Genomic DNA, 15,935 nt, shown 5'->3' on the forward strand with positions numbered 1-15,935 from the left:
AACTGTGGGGACCACAGGGATCGCTTGGTCCACTTCGAACCAAGAGGTTCGATTACCCAAGAATCCCCCACTTCAAGCAAAGGCTAAGTGGTGGGAGTGTTCAAATGGAAAATGCAAAAAAAAATACCGTCAGAGCTTTGCGCCTTTAACGGTATTTCCCAACCTGTTTGCAGCAGGACATGCTGCCATCGCTTTCGCTTACCTGAGTCCGATATCGCCGAAACGGTTGCCGATCGTCTCTGCAAACGCCTCCCGGATTGCATCAACCGCTTTTTGTTCGGTCTCCGCTGCTCTTCGGAGTAATACGCTGACCTTTCGAACGAGAGATTTATTCTTATCCTGCCAAGCCGCCGTCGAGTCTTTCATGGCCTCCTCGATTTCCGAATGAATAGTGGCCAGCCGTTCATATTCCTGAATGACATAAGGCATCCGTTCCGACAGATGCTCCAGTTCGGCGGCATATCTGGCCATATCCTGCCGCGACCCGGCATAATAACGCAACGTCAGAGCAGCCTCTTCCGGTGCGTAATTCCCCGTTTCCAGCGCCTCCACCATGGCGGCATAAGCCGCGGAACCGCAGAAGTAGTCTTCCGGGGGCAGCATCGGATCATGCACCTCCCATTTGAACACGGCCTGAATGAGCGATTCCTTGCACACCTCCCACATATCCACCGTTTCTCGGGATTCGAGCACCTGATAGTACCAGTACGGCGTGCCGTTCTCCCCGAATGCGTCATAAGGCAAACCGCGGTATTCATCCCCGTCGCTGTCGCAGATCCACAATGTTTGCTCTTCATCGTCGTATCCGGTTACGATCACGAAAGGATTGTGCCATAGAATCGCCCCCGTGCCGCGATCAATCGATGCCTTGATATCGAGCAGAGCCTGTGCGCGATAAAGCGGGAACGTAGGCTCGAACGTAAATCCGGCCGACTGGCTTGCCGTAATTCCGATCAAGTCTGCCGCGACGAATTGTTCTGCCATCCAGTTGTACGCCGTGGTCGATTCCACGCTCATACGCCGATCCGTGACAAGCCGAAAGGCGCTCGCCGTCATGCCGGCGATCATATGTCGTGGAAACGATGTCCACCCTCGATGGACTAAGAGTCGATGCAATTCAGCCGAGTACGTTCCCCTCGTTTGCGATTCCGGGCCATCCCGTATGACGGGAGGCAGGTCAAGCTTTCTTTTGCCCATGGTCCTTCCTCCTATCTTGCCGAATGCGTGCCCCAACGCGGTACGGTAGAACGTTTGCGGTCCGGGTGGCGCGCAGAGATCTGACGGAAAATGCATACGGCCCGTTCTTCAAGCTCTTGCGCCTGCGGAAGCAAATGCGCGAGATGGTGGGCCATCTCCCGTGGTATGCTCTTGGTCTGTTGTTCGCGAGAGAGGCAGCTCTTCATTTCGGACATCTGCTCCTCAAGCTGCTCGTAACACGCAAGCGCTTCGTCCAACCCGTTGCAAACAGGCCGTGCGTCACGCAAATAATGCTGAATTTCCATCCGGGAATGGCAGTAAGAATCTAGAATATAGGCCGCGCCCGCCTCATCGTATTCTCCGCCAAGCAATGCTTTACTCCAGACTTCGTACGCCTTCCTGCCAGAAGCAATCGTCTTATCCGGCAGCAGACGATAAGGTGTATCCCAGTCCTCAATCGCCAGCCTCAACGATTCAAGTATCTGTTGATCTTCGGCAATCTGAACCCGATCACCGAAGATTTGGCAGTACCAGAACCCCGTAGGATTCAGTCCAAAGTTATCGTACAACACGACCTGGGACTCTTCGCTCCACCCATCCTGCACGTAGAATACGCGATCCGTATCGTCATACCCGTAAATCACTCCGAATTCGGGAATCCAATAAATGATGCCTTTCCCCTCGTCCAAGCTCTTTCTAACCCAATTCACCGCATCTTGTTGATAATGTTCAAAAGTGGAATGCCTTGTTCGCCCGGCGTCCCACACCGTAAATATGCCCAAATTATCCATGCCTGGCTTATGGGAATCGCCCCACTGGCCATATGCCGTCACAGACATCGGCAGCAGTCGTTCATGGATGGATAACTTGAATGCCATGCCTGTATAACCAGATAATGCATACTTTGGCCCACGGAACAATTCCGCATGGGTCAATACGGCATGCAAACTGTCCGTGTAGGATTTGGATTCCCGCTTCATGCTCAGGCCTTGTAATATAACATCTGCCAATGCGAGCTCCCCTCACTTTCACTACGGATTCAACTTCCGTTCGTCCTGTCCAATCTGGCCGCCATACGTGCAATATGGTTCTGAAGCCGCTGCCTGAGCCATTTTGGGGCAAGCAGTTCTTCCCATTCGCTTGTGAACAGATGCTCTTCGAATGTATCGGCATCATAAAATTCAATGGTATGAACCCGATCCTTTCGTTCCCGAATACGGTATCCCATCCACATATCCGCGTCGCAGATTTCGAGCAGAAGGATTTCAGCCAGGAACGGTTTGCGGACGGGCAGCGGCCTTTCCCAGATGGACTGATTCGCTGCTGCATCGCAGACAAATCGTTCATCAGATAATCGGATGCGGCGCACCCCTTCCAGTCGCAGCAGCATGTTTTGAAGTGGATCCGTTTCGTAACCCGCCACATAGTCCGCATTAAACCTTGAAACAAATCCAAGCGGGCAAAACGGAAATTGGCGCTCTCCCTCATGATCCTGGTAGTGCATGTGCACTACGCGGGATTCTTTGATCGCATGTGATAACAGCTCCCTATATTGCAACTGCCTTGGAGCGGCCGAAAATGAAGGGAACGCCTCCTGGATGCCCTCACTTTCCGAATCCTCTTCGGTAAAACGCTCCAACAAATGGGCTACGCGCTTCACCGCATCAGAGCGATCATAATCGTAGTGGCGGTATCGATGCGCCAAATATTTCAGGACACGCTGTTCTTCTTCCGTCATATATAACTGGGGTAACCGATAAGTTTGATCCTCGTAACAGTACCCCCGGTATTTCGCCATGTAGACCAAGGGGGCACGGAGGGTGGCTGCCATATATTCAATGTCGCGTTGAGCCTGACGCCTGGAAATTTCGAATTCCCGGGCAAGCAGGCTGCTGTTTGGATAACGGCCGCTCCGAATCTGTTCGTCGAACCAGTGAATTCGGTGCATGTTGCTCATGGTTCTTCCCTCCCTGGTCATTGATGTGTTCTATTATAGTCTTCAGACGGTAAGGAAAACAGCGTGCTTTGCTGCCTTTCCCAGCGCTGCAGAAACCATGCAATGACCTTGGTTGTACGCATAGATGGTTTCTTTCCCCCTACTCCCTGCATCCGGTCATCGTTAAGCCTGATCGACTCTGGACTGCGCGGCCTTTGAGCATTTTTTGCAGACTTTCAGGCTCGTTCCATCCGTCTTCGTCTGCGTGTACAACAGTTTGATGCGCGTGCTTCCGCACACGGGACATGTTCCCCTTCCCCTGGAAGGAAGGTTCCACAATACGCGTCCTCTTTTCGTTTTTGCCAATGCTGGTGCCCCTTTTCTAAATTGGTTTGTCGTTCACCGTTATTATAAAGGCCATGGTACGACATAGAATGTCGCAGCAGTCGGCGTGAAACACTGGCTGACGCATAAAAAAATGCCCTTCTTCGGCTGAAGAAAGGACATCGTTCAAGATTGCTTTTCCACCGACTCGGCCGCCGCCCGCAGCAAAGGCTGCAGCAGCCCGGGAAAACGCGCCTCCAAATCCTCGGATCGCAGTGTAATGAAATGCTGCGTCCCTTGAACGCGAACCCGAATGACCCCCGCTTCACGCAGTGTCCGCATATGGTGCGACAGCGTCGATTTCACAACAGGCGCCTGGAAATAGCTGCATGGCTGTTCCCCGATGCGTGACGCTTCAACGACGATGCCAAGCCTCACAGGATCGCTCAGTGCGTGCAGGACCGTGGACAATTCAATATCTTCAGCCTGTGGATGATGTAAAATTTTCATGCAAAGGTCTCCTTTTTTACATGAGATCCATTGTATTTTAGCACAATTCCATGATATATTTCTAATGTTCGATACCAATCGAACTTAAATCGATGAAGCTTTCCCTGATTGCCAGAATCGGTTTCATTGCGATTGCACGTTTTTGCAAACATTACATCCCGTTTCTGAAACGTTCATTATTTTGCATTATTTAATATTCAACTATTTATGGATCAGGAGGTTACTTATGAGCAATACCGCAAATGCAACATCGGCAGGAAGGCCCGTCGGGATTCAGGAAGGGTTAATCGTAGGGCTGCTGGGCTTCACGGTTGTGCTCGTCGTGATGAACACGATGATGTTCAATCTAGCCTTGCCCCGGATTTCGGTTGATTTCCGTCTGTCGTCCGTCGCCTCATCCTGGATCGTTACCGGGTATTCCATCGTGTTTGCCATTTCGTCCATTACGTTTTCGCGCCTGTCCGACTTCGTGCCAATCCGCACGCTCTTTACGATCGGCCTGACCCTGCTTGGCGGTGCATCGATCCTTGGCTTTTTCAGCGATCATTTCGTTGTCCTGCTCTGCGCACGGCTGATTCAGGCTGCGGGCGCCGCATCCGTTCCCGGGCTGGCCATCGTATTGATTACGCGTTACATCCCCAGCGACCGCCGCGGCAAATCGATGGCCGTCATCATGTCAGCCAGTTCGCTTGGCCTCGGGCTTGGCCCCGTCATCGGAGGCAGCATCACCGAGTTCCTCGGTTGGCATGACCTGTTCATCGTTACTGGCTTGACCCTTGTTTTGATTCCGGTATTTTTCCGGCTGTTGCCGGGCGAAATGCCGCAAAAAGGTTCTTTTGACGTATGGGGCGCCTTGCTGCTGGCGATCGGAACGACAGGCATTCTGTTGTTCCTCACCACCCGCAGCTGGATCACGATCGTGATCGGTGCTGCTTCGCTGGTCCTGTTCTGGATCCGCATTCGCCGGGCAGCAGACCCGTTCGTGCAGCCAACGCTGTTCAAAAACAAAAAATACATGATGCTCAGCTCGCTCGGCATCGTGTCCTACATCAACAACTTTGCGACGTTATTCCTGCTGCCGCAGGTTCTGGCACATCTGTATGAATTGACGCCTGCCCAATCGGGCCTGGTTATTTTCCCGGGTGCCCTGGTGTCCATGCTGATGTCCAACCGGATCGGACGTATGATCGATCGCCACGGCAACACGCTGCTGCTCAAATTCGCGCCATGGCTGTTGCTGGCCGCCGCCGGACTTTTTGCCCTTTTCGCCGGCAGCAGTCTCTACGCGATCATGGCCGTTTACGTGCTGCTTAGTGTCGGCTTCTCCGCCTTGACCACGAGCGTGTCCAACGAGCTGTCCAACAGCCTCACGCAAGATGAGGTCGGAGCAGGCATGGGTCTGTTCCAATTGAGCCAGTTCTTCAGCGGAGCCTTCAGCGTCGCTGTGACCGGCGTGGCACTGACGGCCATGCAGCAGCTTTCGTTGTCCTCCGCGTACGCCTGGATTTTCTGGGGCATGACAATCATCGCTTTGGGCGCCGTCGTCTTCTCATGGGCTTATCTGCAGATGCAGAACCGCAAAACAGCAGCATCCAAAGCTTAAACTCAATGAACTGTACATTGCCGTCGCACAGTCCCGGCATTGCTCGGATGCAAAGTTGGGAAACGCGGCGCCTTTTCCCTAACACGAATACCCCAAGCGTGTTTCACGCATGGGGTGTTTTTTGCTTTGTCTTATTCAATCCTATTCGACCAGATCGAAACGAAGGCGTTTCAAGCTGGTGTACTTGATGACCCATTGTCCGTCGATGTTCACGTATGTTTCATGATAATGTCCGTATCCGTGAAACGATTTGTTCTCGTTTCCTTCAGGGAACGTCACCAGATCCTCCATAGGCGAGATGACTTTTGCCTCCGTGTCGGAGATGAATTCCACTTCCGCGCCGTGCACGTGATGCACGGTAACAGCCGGATCAACCAGATCCTTAAATACCTGCACGATCGTTTCGCGACCCGTCAACAACGGGATCGGATTGCCTTCCGTGCTGAAATCGGCCACGGCGTCCGGAGCGAACACTTCACCCAGTGCATCCCACTGCTTGGTATCAATCAGTCGGCAATAACGCGCCTTGGTGTTGCGTATATTTTCCAGTGCAAGCAGTTGTTCCAGTCCCGTGATGGTTGATTGGCTCATGTGTTGTCCCTCCAGCGATGTAGATATTTGTTGGAATATGTATTTAAAATTGCCCCTCCTTATTGTACCACCCTGCTTGTCATGGGTACAATGTCGTATTCTCTTTCCTCCCTGTCAATCTGAGAAGCGTTGTCCACATTTCGTAAAGCACAAAAAATCCTTTCCTACAGAGGACGAAAAGGATTTTTCATTATGACATATGCCGATTGTATTGGATTCAATGCATTGTCCCTTGGGAGCCCGCTTTCCAGTCTTTCATCTGAGAGGCGATTTCGGACATTTTGCGATTGCCCAAATAACTTTCCATCTGCTCTTCGGCGCGAACCATCACCTGCTGAATCAGACAGTTCTCGTTATGGTCCTGAGAGCATTCGAACAGGGATGCCTGTCCTTCGATCGCTTGAATAATGTCGAGAAAGGACGGGTCCGGGTTCCTCCGGCTGAGGCGATACCCCCCGTTGGCCCCCGAGGTCGACTCGATCATGCCTGCTTTGACCAGCTTGGTCAAAATTTTGGACAAGTAGGTTGGCGATACCTTTTGCAGCTCTGCAAGCTGATGGACGCTGATCAATTCCTCCGGCTCCGTCGCCACGAGATGGAGGATCGTATGCAGGGCATAGTTCGTTGCTTTGGAATATTTCATGAGACCACCTCATTGTTACGGACTTTATGCATCCATAATAGTCCTGATCAAACATGCTGTCAAACGCCTCTGTTCCCTATCCTGGCTGCATAACCCGAAATAAAGACTAATTATGGTACAATCCCCGGTACTCCGTCGGTGTCATGCCTTCATGTGCCATGAATTGGCGATTGAAATAACTCGCATTCGGATAACCGGCCTCCTCGGCAATCTGTCCGATATTGGCGGTAGGTCGTTCCAACAACCACTGTTTCGCCATTTGCAGACGGGACCGCGTGATGAATTCCATCGGCGTCATTTCAACGGCGCTTTTGAACAGCTTGCAGAAATAATACGTGCTCACGCCCGCCAGATCCGCCCAATCCTGCAGAAGGAACGGCTGGCAAGCCTCCTGCTGCATTCTTGGCAGCAGTGCAAGAATACGGCCTTCCGGATTGCCCGTACGCATGCTTTTAAGCGGTACCGCATGCTGGATGAATTCAGCCAGCACGGCATACGTCAACGTGGACAGCTGCGCCGGGCGCAGCATCCGGTTCTCCTCCGCCTCCGCGAGCAATGCCAAGTGTGCTTCCTCCCATGAATCCCGCTGCCGCAAGGTCCACAATCGGTTGCGATGCAAGCCCCTCTCGATCATGTAATCATGAAGCCGTTCGCCATAGAAATGCAGCCAGCGCACATCCCAAGGATCGTCCTCGCTGCTGTAGTAATGCTGGCGCTGCTGCGGAAAATAGAGCACTGCCTGGCCTGCCCTGAGCTCATGGACGACGCCGTCTTCCTCCACGTATCCTTTGCCGCTGGCCACATAGTGAATATTGAAGTTGCCCAGCGCTCCTATCTCGCGCAGAACGCTGTGCTGAGGATGTTCCGTGTAATGTCCCACCGACTCGGGATAACAGAAATACGGAATATCCTGCAGCGTCAGCAACACGGTTTGTCTCATCATGACGTTATCCCCCTAACCAACAATATCGTGTTAACAAATCTCAATATATTATCATTTTCATTCAATCATCTATTTCATATAATCACAATATACATTTATCCAAAGGAGGATACCCACGATGAATTCCAATCGCAAATTACGCTGGGGCATTCTTGGCGCCGCCAATATCGCCGTAGGCTCCGTCATTCCCGGCCTGCAGCAATCCGAATTGAATGAAGTCGCCGCCATTGCCAGCCGGGACGAAGAGAAAGCCAAGGAAACTGCCGATCGCCTCGGAATTCCGCAAGCCTATGGCAGCTACGAAGCGCTGCTGGCGGATGATTCCATCGATGCCGTATATATCCCGCTTCCCAACCATCTGCACCGGGAGTGGACGATTCGCGCCGCAGAAGCGGGCAAACATATTTTGTGCGAGAAACCATTGGCACTAAACGAACAGGAAGCAAGCGAAATGGTTCAAGCTTGCGAACAAGCCGGCGTACATTTGGCCGAAGCCTTCATGTATCGCCACCATCCGCGATACGATCAAATTCGCAGCATCATCGAAAGCGGCGAGATCGGTACGATCCGCGGCATTCACAGCACCTTTTCGTTCAACAATTCCGGTTCGTCCGGCAACGTTCGTTTCCGCAAAGAATGGGGTGGCGGCGCGTTGTATGACATCGGCTGTTATTCCATCAGCGCGGCACGGCTATTGCTGGGAAAAGAACCCACCGCGGTAACGGTCGTCGGCCTGTTCTCCCCGGAACATGATCACGTCGATATGATGGCTTCCGGTCTGATGGAATTTGGCGACAATGTCGGCGTAACGTTCGACAGCAGCATGTGGGCCGCCTTCCGCAATACGCTTGAAGTGCTCGGTTCGGACGGGATCATTGAAGTACCATCCGCTTATATCAGCCGTCTGGACAACACCTCCAATTTTTACGTCACGAAAGACGGTGAACGCACGGAAATCGAGGTGCCGAAGGTCAACCATTATTCCCTGCAAGGGGACGACATGGCAAGGGCCGTGCTGCAAGGCAAGCGGCTGCGTTTTGCGCCGTCGGATGCCGTAGCCAACATGAGAGTGCTCGATGCCTGCCTTCGCTCGGCAGAGCAGCGTCAACGAATCACACTTTAAGGAGGACTGAACGCTCATGGAATACATTAACATTGCAGGTACGGATAAACGCATCTCCAGGTTGATCAAAGGTTCCGATTATTTTGTTCACGATGCCTACGAAAAGGCTTCTGCCAACATGGATGCCTTTCTCGCGATCGGCGGAAATACTGTGGATACGGCTCATATCTACTGCGGCGGACAGAGCGAGGAAGTGCTGGGCCGCTACATGCAGGATAAGGGAAACCGCGACCAAATTGTTATCCTCACCAAAGGAGCCCATCACGACAGCCAAGGCCCTCGCGTAAATGCCGAGGCGATCCGCAGCGATCTGCTGACAAGCCTGGAGAGGCTCCAGACGGATCACGTCGAGTTGTATGCCCTGCACAGAGACGACCCAAACATGCCGGTCGGCGCCATTCTGGAAGCGCTTAACGAGCATGTGGGAAGCGGAAAAATCGGTGCTATCGGCGCTTCCAACTGGACGTGGCAGCGGCTTGAAGAAGCGAATGAATATGCCGCCTCCCATGGATTGAAGGGCTTCACCTTCAGCAGTCCCAACCTGAGCCTCGCCAAAGCCAATGAACCATTCTGGGCCGGCTGCGTATCGGCAGACGCCGAAACGCTGGCGTGGCATGAACGGACGCAGCTTCCGCTGCTCTCCTGGTCTTCGCAAGCACGGGGATTCTTTACTGGCCGCTTCACGCCCGAAGTCCGCGACAATGCCGACCTCGTGCGCGTATTCTACAGCGATGGGAACTGGGAAAGGCTGCGCCGTGCCGGAGAATTGGCCGAGACAAAGCATACGACGGCGATTCAGATTGCGCTGGCTTATGTATTGAACCAGTCCTTCCCGACCTGTGCGCTGATCGGTGCGCAGAATCGCGAAGAGCTGCTGTCCTGTGATGAAGGCTCCCGCTTGACCCTGTCAGCGGATGAAATCGCCTGGCTTGATCTTGCGAGCGATGTCAAACCTGGCGTTTAATCCGGTTCTGGAAGGGCGAAGCAATCCATATCAACCGTATCAACCGCCATATTACCACGGTCTACCATGCTTTCAAGCAGGTGGGCCGTCTTCCTTTTCAGCCGTTTACCCACATCCCTGTATAAGCGTCTTTAGTGAGAAAGAACATAAAGAGGGCACCAGCCAGAGAAACGCTGGAGGTACCCTCAAGAGAACATATATAAGCGATCTGGATAATTCCGTCTTACAGCTTAACGATTTGGCCTGTTTTCTCGGATTCGAATGCGGCCAGAATGACCTTCAGCGAAGCCAGTCCTTCTTCTCCGGAGATCGAAGGCGGTGTTTGCGTAACGATCGATTCCACGAAAGCGTCGATGACGCCGCTCGGTACTTGCTTCTCGTTCGTCGCCATGGCACCGACTTTGTACGTTTCTACCGTACCGTTCGTCAATTCAACGATAACTTCGTCGCCGTCAACCGTACCGATCTTCATCACGCCGTTCTCGCACCACAGCACAGTGCTGTTGTCGCCGGCTCTGTATTGCGTCCAGCTGGCTACCAGCGTGCCGATGGCACCGCTCTTCATGCGTACGATGCATGTAGCGTTGTCGTCGACTTTGGTATCCTTTTTGTCCAACGTGCTGATGAATCCAGCCACTTCAGCGACTTCATCACCCAGCAAATAACGGATGAAATCCGATTTGTGCACGCCCAGATCGCCCATGGCGCCCATAATGGCTTCTTCTTGACGGAAGAACCAGCTTCCCGCACCGTCCACGCTCCACGCTTCCGGTCCCGGGTGACCGAACGACGTACGGAAGTTCAGCACTCTGCCCAGCTTGCCGGAATCCAAAATTTCTTTGGCTTTCACGTGAGGAGGCATGAGGCGTTGGTTGTGTCCAACCATCAGGTATACGTTGTTTTTCTTTGCTGCCGCGATCATTTGCTCCGCTTCTTCGGCTGTGCTGGCCATCGGCTTTTCAACCAATACGTGTTTGCCGGCGTTCGCGGCGGCAATCGTCATCGGGGCGTGCAGGTAGTTCGGCGTGCATACGCTCACTGCATCCACGTTTTCTTTGGCAAGCAATTCTTCGTAACTGGAATAGGCCGTTCCACCATACGTTTTGGCCATTTCTTCCGCACGCTCCACGATCGGATCGGCAAAAGCGACAAGCTCCACGTTTTCGTTGGCAGCATACTCCGGAATGTGTCTGCGTTGGGCGATCGCGCCGCAACCAAATACGGCAACCTTGATTTTGCTCATATGTTTGAAGTCTCCTTTTGGCAATGGATTAGAATTGGTTCAAATAGTTTTGCTTCAGCCAGTTGTAGCTGTTGGTCACGCTTTCAAGAGGTGGATTCTGACATACGTCCTGTTCCACGATCAGCCACTCCACGCCTGCATTCGTAGACGCTTCGATAACTCCCTTCAGGTCGACAACGCCTTGTCCAAGCTCGAGCGTTTTCATCTGGCCTTGTTCGTCTTTGCTGAAATCCTTAAGGTGAAGCAGCGGCAGACGGCCCGCATATTTCTGAATATACTCGATCGGATTTTGTCCCGCAAACTGTACCCAGCATACGTCCATTTCCACTTGTACGGCCTCTGGCGCAGTCTCGGCGAACATCGCGTCGAATGCGTTTTCGCTGCCGACCTGGCCGTGGAATTCGAAGTCATGGTTATGATATCCGAAGATCAGTCCCTGTTTGGCTGCTTCCGCACCATATTGCTGCAGTTCGGCAAACAGTTTGCTCCAGCCTTCCGCCGTCTCCGGGCGATCTTCAGGCATCAAGTAAGGGCAGATCATATATTTTGCGCCAATCGTTTTGAGGTAGTCGATTTCTTTTTGCAAATTTTCGCGCATGGCATGCAGCGATACGTGGCTGCTGAACCCTTTCAAGCCAAGCTCATCGAGAAGCGCTTTCATTTCCTCTGCCGGAATGTCTCCGTAACCGGCGAATTCAACGCCTTCATAGCCCAATTCGGCTACTTTGCGCAGGGTTCCAGGGAAATCTGCCGCTGTCTCGTTGCGGAGCGTAAACAATTGCAAACCGATGTTAAGTTTTTTCATGAACTGTACACCTCTGCTATTCAATTTGTTGGGATTGCTCTATCTGGTACCATCCTACCTCAAAACAGGCTAGAATGAACATATACAATATCGTCAAACCATGAACTATCTGGTCATTTTTTAAAGCGAAAGGTTGGATTATTTTGGAGACGGCCGTATTGATCTGCGATTACTCCTATCATTATAAAGCGTTTAACCATAATATGAGGGGCGGCTTGCAGTCCTACCTGTTCCGTTTGCAAACAGAAGGTTCTTGCAAGGTATACGCCCGGAATGAGGAGTTCGTATTGTCGGGAGGGGATCTCCTGCTGCTCAAACCCGGGGACGACTATCATTTGGTCGTGGAAGATCCTCACAAAGAAGGGCGGTTGTCGAGCGGCGATTATTATCTGTTCTGCGAAGGCGCCTGGATCGACGAATGGTGGAAAAGGCTCAAACGCCCGCCGGTCAACCGAATCGGGTTGGATGACAAACTGATTGGCCTGTGGCGCAACATGCTGCTGGAGAAACGCCGCGGCCCGCTGGAGGAGGATGCAGAGTTGAAAGATGCCCTGCTCCGGGGATTGTGCCTGTACATTGACCGGGCGATCAAGGAGAACCTGCAAACCGATCGTAAAATTTCCGCCACGCTCAAGCTGAAGCGGTACATCGAAGAGCATGCCACCATTACGTTCAAGCTCGAAGAGGCCGCCCGTTACGCGGGGCTAAGCTTGTCGCGCGCCGTGCGGCTGTTCAAGGAGCAATACGGCAAAACGATGATCCAGTATGCGATCGAAATCCGGCTGAACGCCGCGCTGGAACGCATCAAATACAGCGAAATGACGCTGGAGCACATCGCCGAAACATGCGGCTTCGCGAGTTACTCCTATTTTCACCGGGTATTTCGTGCACACTTCGGCATCTCCCCGGCGGAATACAGGGAAACGGAACAGGCCTCCCTTCCTTAACAACAAACGGGCAACAATTTCTCTATGACTCTCTTCGCATTCCCATGTATAGTAATATTAGATTTTCCATGAATTGGAGCGAAAACCATGCATGATGCACGAAAAGTGTTAATGATCGAAGACGAGCAGGATATCGCCCGCATTGTAAGGGACTATCTGAACAAAAACCGATATGAGACCGCCATCGCAGGCACGGCGGAAGAAGGGCTGCAGATGATGGAGCTGCTGCAGCCGGATTACATCATTTTGGATATCATGCTTCCCGACCGGGATGGCATCGAGGTATGCCGTGAAATCCGGCGCAGGAACAATATCCCCATTTTGATGCTCAGCGCGCGTGGGAGCGATACGGACAAAGTGCTCGGCCTTGGATTTGGCGCGGATGATTATATGACCAAACCGTTCTCGCTAAGCGAGCTGCTGGCCCGGATCAATGCCCATTTCCGCCGCTATGACCGCCTAATAGCCGAACGAACTGAAGGGCATGTGCTTCGGTTCGGCGACTTAACGATCGACAAAAAAGCGTACCAGGTCACGCGGAACGGCTTGGAGATTCCTCTTTCCGCGAAGGAATTCGAAGTGCTTCATGTTTTGGCAAGCCATAAAAACCAGGTCTTTTCCAAAGCCCAAATTCTCGATGCCGTTTGGGGATATGCCTCCTATGGCGACGAGAATACAGTTACGGTGTACATCCGAAGATTAAGGGAAAAAATCGAAACAGACCCCTCTCACCCCCAACTGCTGAAAACCGTCTGGGGTGTAGGCTATAAATTCAACGTGGATTAAACCCCGGATTGGAGTCAAAGCACATGTCTCTGAACGCCTGGTCCAAACGATGGCTCATCGGCGCATTGCTTACTTTATTGCTGCTCGCCGCATGCAGCCTGCCGTTGGCGCTAAAAACGAATTCGCTCAACGAAGCAGGCGGGACGGAACCGTACGTCAAGCAGCTTCGATTGCTTGCCAATCCACTGCTGCTTGAATTGGAAAACCGACAGCACCAGCTTAAAAATCCGGCCTTCCGGGAGAAGCTTCGTTCCTTGGCCCGCGAAATCGGGATAACGTTGACCTATGCTGCACTGGATGGCGAAATCCTGCTGGATTCGAATCCCTCTGCGGAAGGCAAACATCTCAATCTGCGAACGCTGCTGTACGGAGAAAGTGATGATTTTCCCCTCCTGCCAACGAACGAAGGAAATTCGTTTACCGTTGCGTTTCCCGTAATGGACGATCCCTCCGGGATCCGTCAGGTCGGCCATGCCTTAATTTCCGTCCCTGTATCGTTGCTTTCTTCCGCCCATTCCGCACCGATTCCTTATACGTTCATGCTCAGCGGCGTATTCATCCTCTTGCTGGCCATGATGCTGATCATCATGAGAATAAAGGTAAAGAAACGCTTGATTTCCCCCATCAGGGAACTGCGGCAGCACGCGGAGTCGATCCTGAAAGGGAACTATGCCGAGCAAGTCCGGTATTCTCGCCCGGATGAAATCGGTGATTTATATGCCATGTTTGACCTGATGCGCACGGAAATTGAACACCTGCACCACCGGCGCAACCGGCAAGAACAAGCGCAAAAAGAACTGATCACGAATATATCCCACGACCTTCGCACGCCCATTACAACCTTGAAAACATATATCGAGGCCATTATGGACGGCATAAGCCCTGATCACGACACGCTTATGGAATACATGCAAGTCATGCGTACAAATGCGGATAAAACGGCAAGTCTCGTCGAAGATTTGCTTCTGCATGCCCTTCAGGAGCTCGGCCACATTTCCGTGGAAAAACGCGAGACTTACAGCCGTCCGGTCTTTGAAGCCATGCTCGCCCCCATCGGGCATATGGTGCATTTGAAAGGCCTTCACTACGAGGGGCCTGCCCGCATTCCCAACGTGCTGATCCGCATGGACCCGACAAGGATGGAGCAGGTCATCTCCAATATCGTTGCAAACGCGCTTAAACACACGGAAGCCGGAGACACTCTGCGGATCAGTACAGAGCTCGAATCGGGGCGTTTCATAATAGCGATCGAAGATACCGGCAAAGGCATTCGTCCCCAAGACATGCCGTTTGTGTTTGAACGTTACTTCAAGGGGCAAGCATCGCCGGCAGCCGGTCACGTTCATGAAGGTACGGGACTGGGATTGTCTATATGCAAAAACATTATCGAGGCGCATGACGGGCACATCTCTTTCTCCAGCCAAGAGGGCAAAGGCACCCGCTTTCGGATCGACCTGCCCATCGTGTAATACTTTATTCATATTTCGATAAGTCTTTCTCAATATCCCCTGCCTACAATGAAGGCATAACTTACGAACCGGGAGTGATCGGCTTGTCCAAAGAAATGAAAGTTCCCCTCATCCGGGCACGCAATCTCTGCAGAACCTACGGCACCGGGACGGAACAATTCCATGCGATCCGAAACATCGATCTCGATATTTATGAAGGGGATTTTACCGTCATTATGGGCAACTCCGGCTCCGGCAAATCCACGCTGCTGTATCTGCTCAGCGGCCTTGACCGCGTGACGGCGGGAGAAGTCCATTTCCGCGACGAACAGATCGACAGGTATTCCGAGCGCAAAATGTCCGAGTTTCGTGCCCGCAGGATCGGCTACATTTATCAAAGCAGCAATCTCGTCCCGGACCTGCCTATTCGGGAAAACATTTCGCTGCCCGGTTATATCGCGGGCCGAAAAAAAAGCGAAGTCCGCGCCAAGGCCGATCAACTTATGGATCGCATGGATATCGCCGGCCAGCGCAACCGTCTCCCTTCCGAAACGTCGGGTGGGCAGCAGCAAAGGGCAGCCATCGCCCGGGCGCTGATCAATTCGCCGGACGTCGTTTTTGCCGACGAACCGACGGGCAGCCTGAATTTCGAGCATGGTCAGGCCGTACTGGACATTCTGACGGAAATAAACCAGGCAGGTCAATCCGTCGTGATGGTTACGCATGACATGAAGGCGGCATGCAGGGCGGACCGGCTCATTTTTATCCAGGACGGCAAGGTCGGCGGCATCCTCGAATTCGACAAATATGACGGAACGCGCCTTCCGGAGCGCGAATCCATCATTTTTGCTTTTGTATCGGGGAGGGAATAG

The 15,935-nt window shown here is 52.6% G+C and carries 17 protein-coding genes; 7 read left to right on the forward strand and 10 right to left on the reverse strand.

Going from position 1 to position 15,935, the window contains the following annotated elements:
* Positions 1-198: 198 nt before the first annotated feature.
* The 5 genes from MKY59_RS27290 to MKY59_RS27310 form a co-directional block, all read right to left on the reverse strand.
* Positions 199-1,197: a hypothetical protein gene (locus tag MKY59_RS27290; RefSeq protein WP_339274742.1), complete on the reverse strand. Its 999-nt coding sequence runs from the start codon at positions 1,195-1,197 to the stop codon at positions 199-201.
* An 11-nt stretch (positions 1,198-1,208) separates the two neighbouring features.
* On the reverse strand, positions 1,209-2,207 hold the full coding sequence (locus MKY59_RS27295; RefSeq protein ID WP_236420453.1) for a BtrH N-terminal domain-containing protein: 999 nt from the start codon (positions 2,205-2,207) through the stop codon (positions 1,209-1,211).
* A 29-nt stretch (positions 2,208-2,236) separates the two neighbouring features.
* Complete coding sequence (locus MKY59_RS27300; protein WP_339274743.1) at positions 2,237-3,154, reverse strand: WYL domain-containing protein; 918 nt, start codon at positions 3,152-3,154, stop codon at positions 2,237-2,239.
* Between the two features lie 162 nt (positions 3,155-3,316).
* Entirely contained in the window at positions 3,317-3,499 is a 183-nt protein-coding gene (locus MKY59_RS27305; RefSeq protein WP_236420451.1) for a hypothetical protein, read from the reverse strand.
* 144 nt (positions 3,500-3,643) lie between these two features.
* Positions 3,644-3,967 (reverse strand): transcriptional regulator, encoded by a 324-nt coding sequence (locus tag MKY59_RS27310; RefSeq protein ID WP_339274745.1) that lies wholly within the window; start codon positions 3,965-3,967, stop codon positions 3,644-3,646.
* Positions 3,968-4,193: 226 nt separating this feature from the next.
* On the opposite strand from MKY59_RS27310, the gene MKY59_RS27315 reads away from it, so the two are divergent.
* Entirely contained in the window at positions 4,194-5,570 is a 1,377-nt protein-coding gene (locus tag MKY59_RS27315) for an MFS transporter (protein WP_339274747.1), read from the forward strand.
* Positions 5,571-5,711: 141 nt separating this feature from the next.
* Here MKY59_RS27315 and MKY59_RS27320 read toward each other — a convergent pair whose 3' ends face one another.
* The 3 genes from MKY59_RS27320 to MKY59_RS27330 form a co-directional block, all read right to left on the reverse strand.
* Positions 5,712-6,161, reverse strand: coding sequence for a nuclear transport factor 2 family protein (locus tag MKY59_RS27320; RefSeq protein WP_236420448.1), 450 nt, complete (start codon positions 6,159-6,161; stop codon positions 5,712-5,714).
* Between the two features lie 217 nt (positions 6,162-6,378).
* Complete coding sequence (locus MKY59_RS27325) at positions 6,379-6,804, reverse strand: Rrf2 family transcriptional regulator (protein WP_236420447.1); 426 nt, start codon at positions 6,802-6,804, stop codon at positions 6,379-6,381.
* A gap of 106 nt (positions 6,805-6,910) precedes the next feature.
* A complete protein-coding gene (locus MKY59_RS27330) occupies positions 6,911-7,747 on the reverse strand; it encodes an AraC family transcriptional regulator (RefSeq protein WP_339274748.1) in 837 nt (278 codons plus the stop codon).
* A 118-nt stretch (positions 7,748-7,865) separates the two neighbouring features.
* Here MKY59_RS27330 and MKY59_RS27335 point away from each other — a divergent pair, with 118 nt between their 5' ends.
* Positions 7,866-8,870: a Gfo/Idh/MocA family oxidoreductase gene (locus MKY59_RS27335; protein WP_236420445.1), complete on the forward strand. Its 1,005-nt coding sequence runs from the start codon at positions 7,866-7,868 to the stop codon at positions 8,868-8,870.
* A 16-nt stretch (positions 8,871-8,886) separates the two neighbouring features.
* Complete coding sequence (locus MKY59_RS27340; protein WP_339274750.1) at positions 8,887-9,834, forward strand: aldo/keto reductase; 948 nt, start codon at positions 8,887-8,889, stop codon at positions 9,832-9,834.
* 223 nt (positions 9,835-10,057) lie between these two features.
* Here the strand turns inward: MKY59_RS27340 and MKY59_RS27345 are convergent, their stop codons facing one another.
* Both MKY59_RS27345 and MKY59_RS27350 read right to left on the reverse strand, forming a co-directional pair.
* Positions 10,058-11,077 carry a Gfo/Idh/MocA family oxidoreductase gene (locus MKY59_RS27345; RefSeq protein ID WP_236420443.1) on the reverse strand — a complete coding sequence of 340 codons (1,020 nt, stop codon included), beginning with the start codon at positions 11,075-11,077 and terminating at the stop codon, positions 10,058-10,060.
* A gap of 28 nt (positions 11,078-11,105) precedes the next feature.
* Positions 11,106-11,882, reverse strand: a complete 777-nt coding sequence (locus MKY59_RS27350; RefSeq protein ID WP_236420442.1) for a sugar phosphate isomerase/epimerase — start codon at positions 11,880-11,882, stop codon at positions 11,106-11,108.
* A 143-nt stretch (positions 11,883-12,025) separates the two neighbouring features.
* Here MKY59_RS27350 and MKY59_RS27355 point away from each other — a divergent pair, with 143 nt between their 5' ends.
* The 4 genes from MKY59_RS27355 to MKY59_RS27370 all read left to right on the forward strand — a co-directional run bounded on the left by MKY59_RS27355 (position 12,026) and on the right by MKY59_RS27370 (position 15,935).
* Complete coding sequence (locus tag MKY59_RS27355) at positions 12,026-12,829, forward strand: AraC family transcriptional regulator (protein ID WP_236420441.1); 804 nt, start codon at positions 12,026-12,028, stop codon at positions 12,827-12,829.
* An 87-nt stretch (positions 12,830-12,916) separates the two neighbouring features.
* A complete protein-coding gene (locus tag MKY59_RS27360; protein ID WP_339274752.1) occupies positions 12,917-13,615 on the forward strand; it encodes a response regulator transcription factor in 699 nt (232 codons plus the stop codon).
* A gap of 23 nt (positions 13,616-13,638) precedes the next feature.
* Positions 13,639-15,084: a HAMP domain-containing sensor histidine kinase gene (locus MKY59_RS27365; RefSeq protein WP_339274753.1), complete on the forward strand. Its 1,446-nt coding sequence runs from the start codon at positions 13,639-13,641 to the stop codon at positions 15,082-15,084.
* A gap of 95 nt (positions 15,085-15,179) precedes the next feature.
* Positions 15,180-15,935 (forward strand): ABC transporter ATP-binding protein, encoded by a 756-nt coding sequence (locus tag MKY59_RS27370; RefSeq protein WP_339278487.1) that lies wholly within the window; start codon positions 15,180-15,182, stop codon positions 15,933-15,935.

It is taken from the genome of Paenibacillus sp. FSL W8-0426 (assembly GCF_037969725.1).
GTDB classification, from domain to species: Bacteria; Bacillota; Bacilli; order Paenibacillales; family Paenibacillaceae; genus Paenibacillus; species Paenibacillus hubeiensis.

What these genes read in the sequence shown, in the direction of transcription:
- MKY59_RS27290 (WP_339274742.1), bottom strand. Translation starts at nt 1,197, where the DNA reads ATGGGCAAAAGAAAGCTTGACCTGCCTCCCGTCATACGGGATGGCCCG.
- MKY59_RS27300 (WP_339274743.1), bottom strand. Translation starts at nt 3,154, where the DNA reads ATGAGCAACATGCACCGAATTCACTGGTTCGACGAACAGATTCGGAGC.
- MKY59_RS27310 (WP_339274745.1), bottom strand. Translation starts at nt 3,967, where the DNA reads ATGAAAATTTTACATCATCCACAGGCTGAAGATATTGAATTGTCCACG.
- MKY59_RS27315 (WP_339274747.1), top strand. Translation starts at nt 4,194, where the DNA reads ATGAGCAATACCGCAAATGCAACATCGGCAGGAAGGCCCGTCGGGATT.
- MKY59_RS27320 (WP_236420448.1), bottom strand. Translation starts at nt 6,161, where the DNA reads ATGAGCCAATCAACCATCACGGGACTGGAACAACTGCTTGCACTGGAA.
- MKY59_RS27325 (WP_236420447.1), bottom strand. Translation starts at nt 6,804, where the DNA reads ATGAAATATTCCAAAGCAACGAACTATGCCCTGCATACGATCCTCCAT.
- MKY59_RS27330 (WP_339274748.1), bottom strand. Translation starts at nt 7,747, where the DNA reads ATGATGAGACAAACCGTGTTGCTGACGCTGCAGGATATTCCGTATTTC.
- MKY59_RS27335 (WP_236420445.1), top strand. Translation starts at nt 7,866, where the DNA reads ATGAATTCCAATCGCAAATTACGCTGGGGCATTCTTGGCGCCGCCAAT.
- MKY59_RS27340 (WP_339274750.1), top strand. Translation starts at nt 8,887, where the DNA reads ATGGAATACATTAACATTGCAGGTACGGATAAACGCATCTCCAGGTTG.
- MKY59_RS27345 (WP_236420443.1), bottom strand. Translation starts at nt 11,077, where the DNA reads ATGAGCAAAATCAAGGTTGCCGTATTTGGTTGCGGCGCGATCGCCCAA.
- MKY59_RS27350 (WP_236420442.1), bottom strand. Translation starts at nt 11,882, where the DNA reads ATGAAAAAACTTAACATCGGTTTGCAATTGTTTACGCTCCGCAACGAG.
- MKY59_RS27360 (WP_339274752.1), top strand. Translation starts at nt 12,917, where the DNA reads ATGCATGATGCACGAAAAGTGTTAATGATCGAAGACGAGCAGGATATC.
- MKY59_RS27365 (WP_339274753.1), top strand. Translation starts at nt 13,639, where the DNA reads ATGTCTCTGAACGCCTGGTCCAAACGATGGCTCATCGGCGCATTGCTT.
- MKY59_RS27370 (WP_339278487.1), top strand. Translation starts at nt 15,180, where the DNA reads ATGAAAGTTCCCCTCATCCGGGCACGCAATCTCTGCAGAACCTACGGC.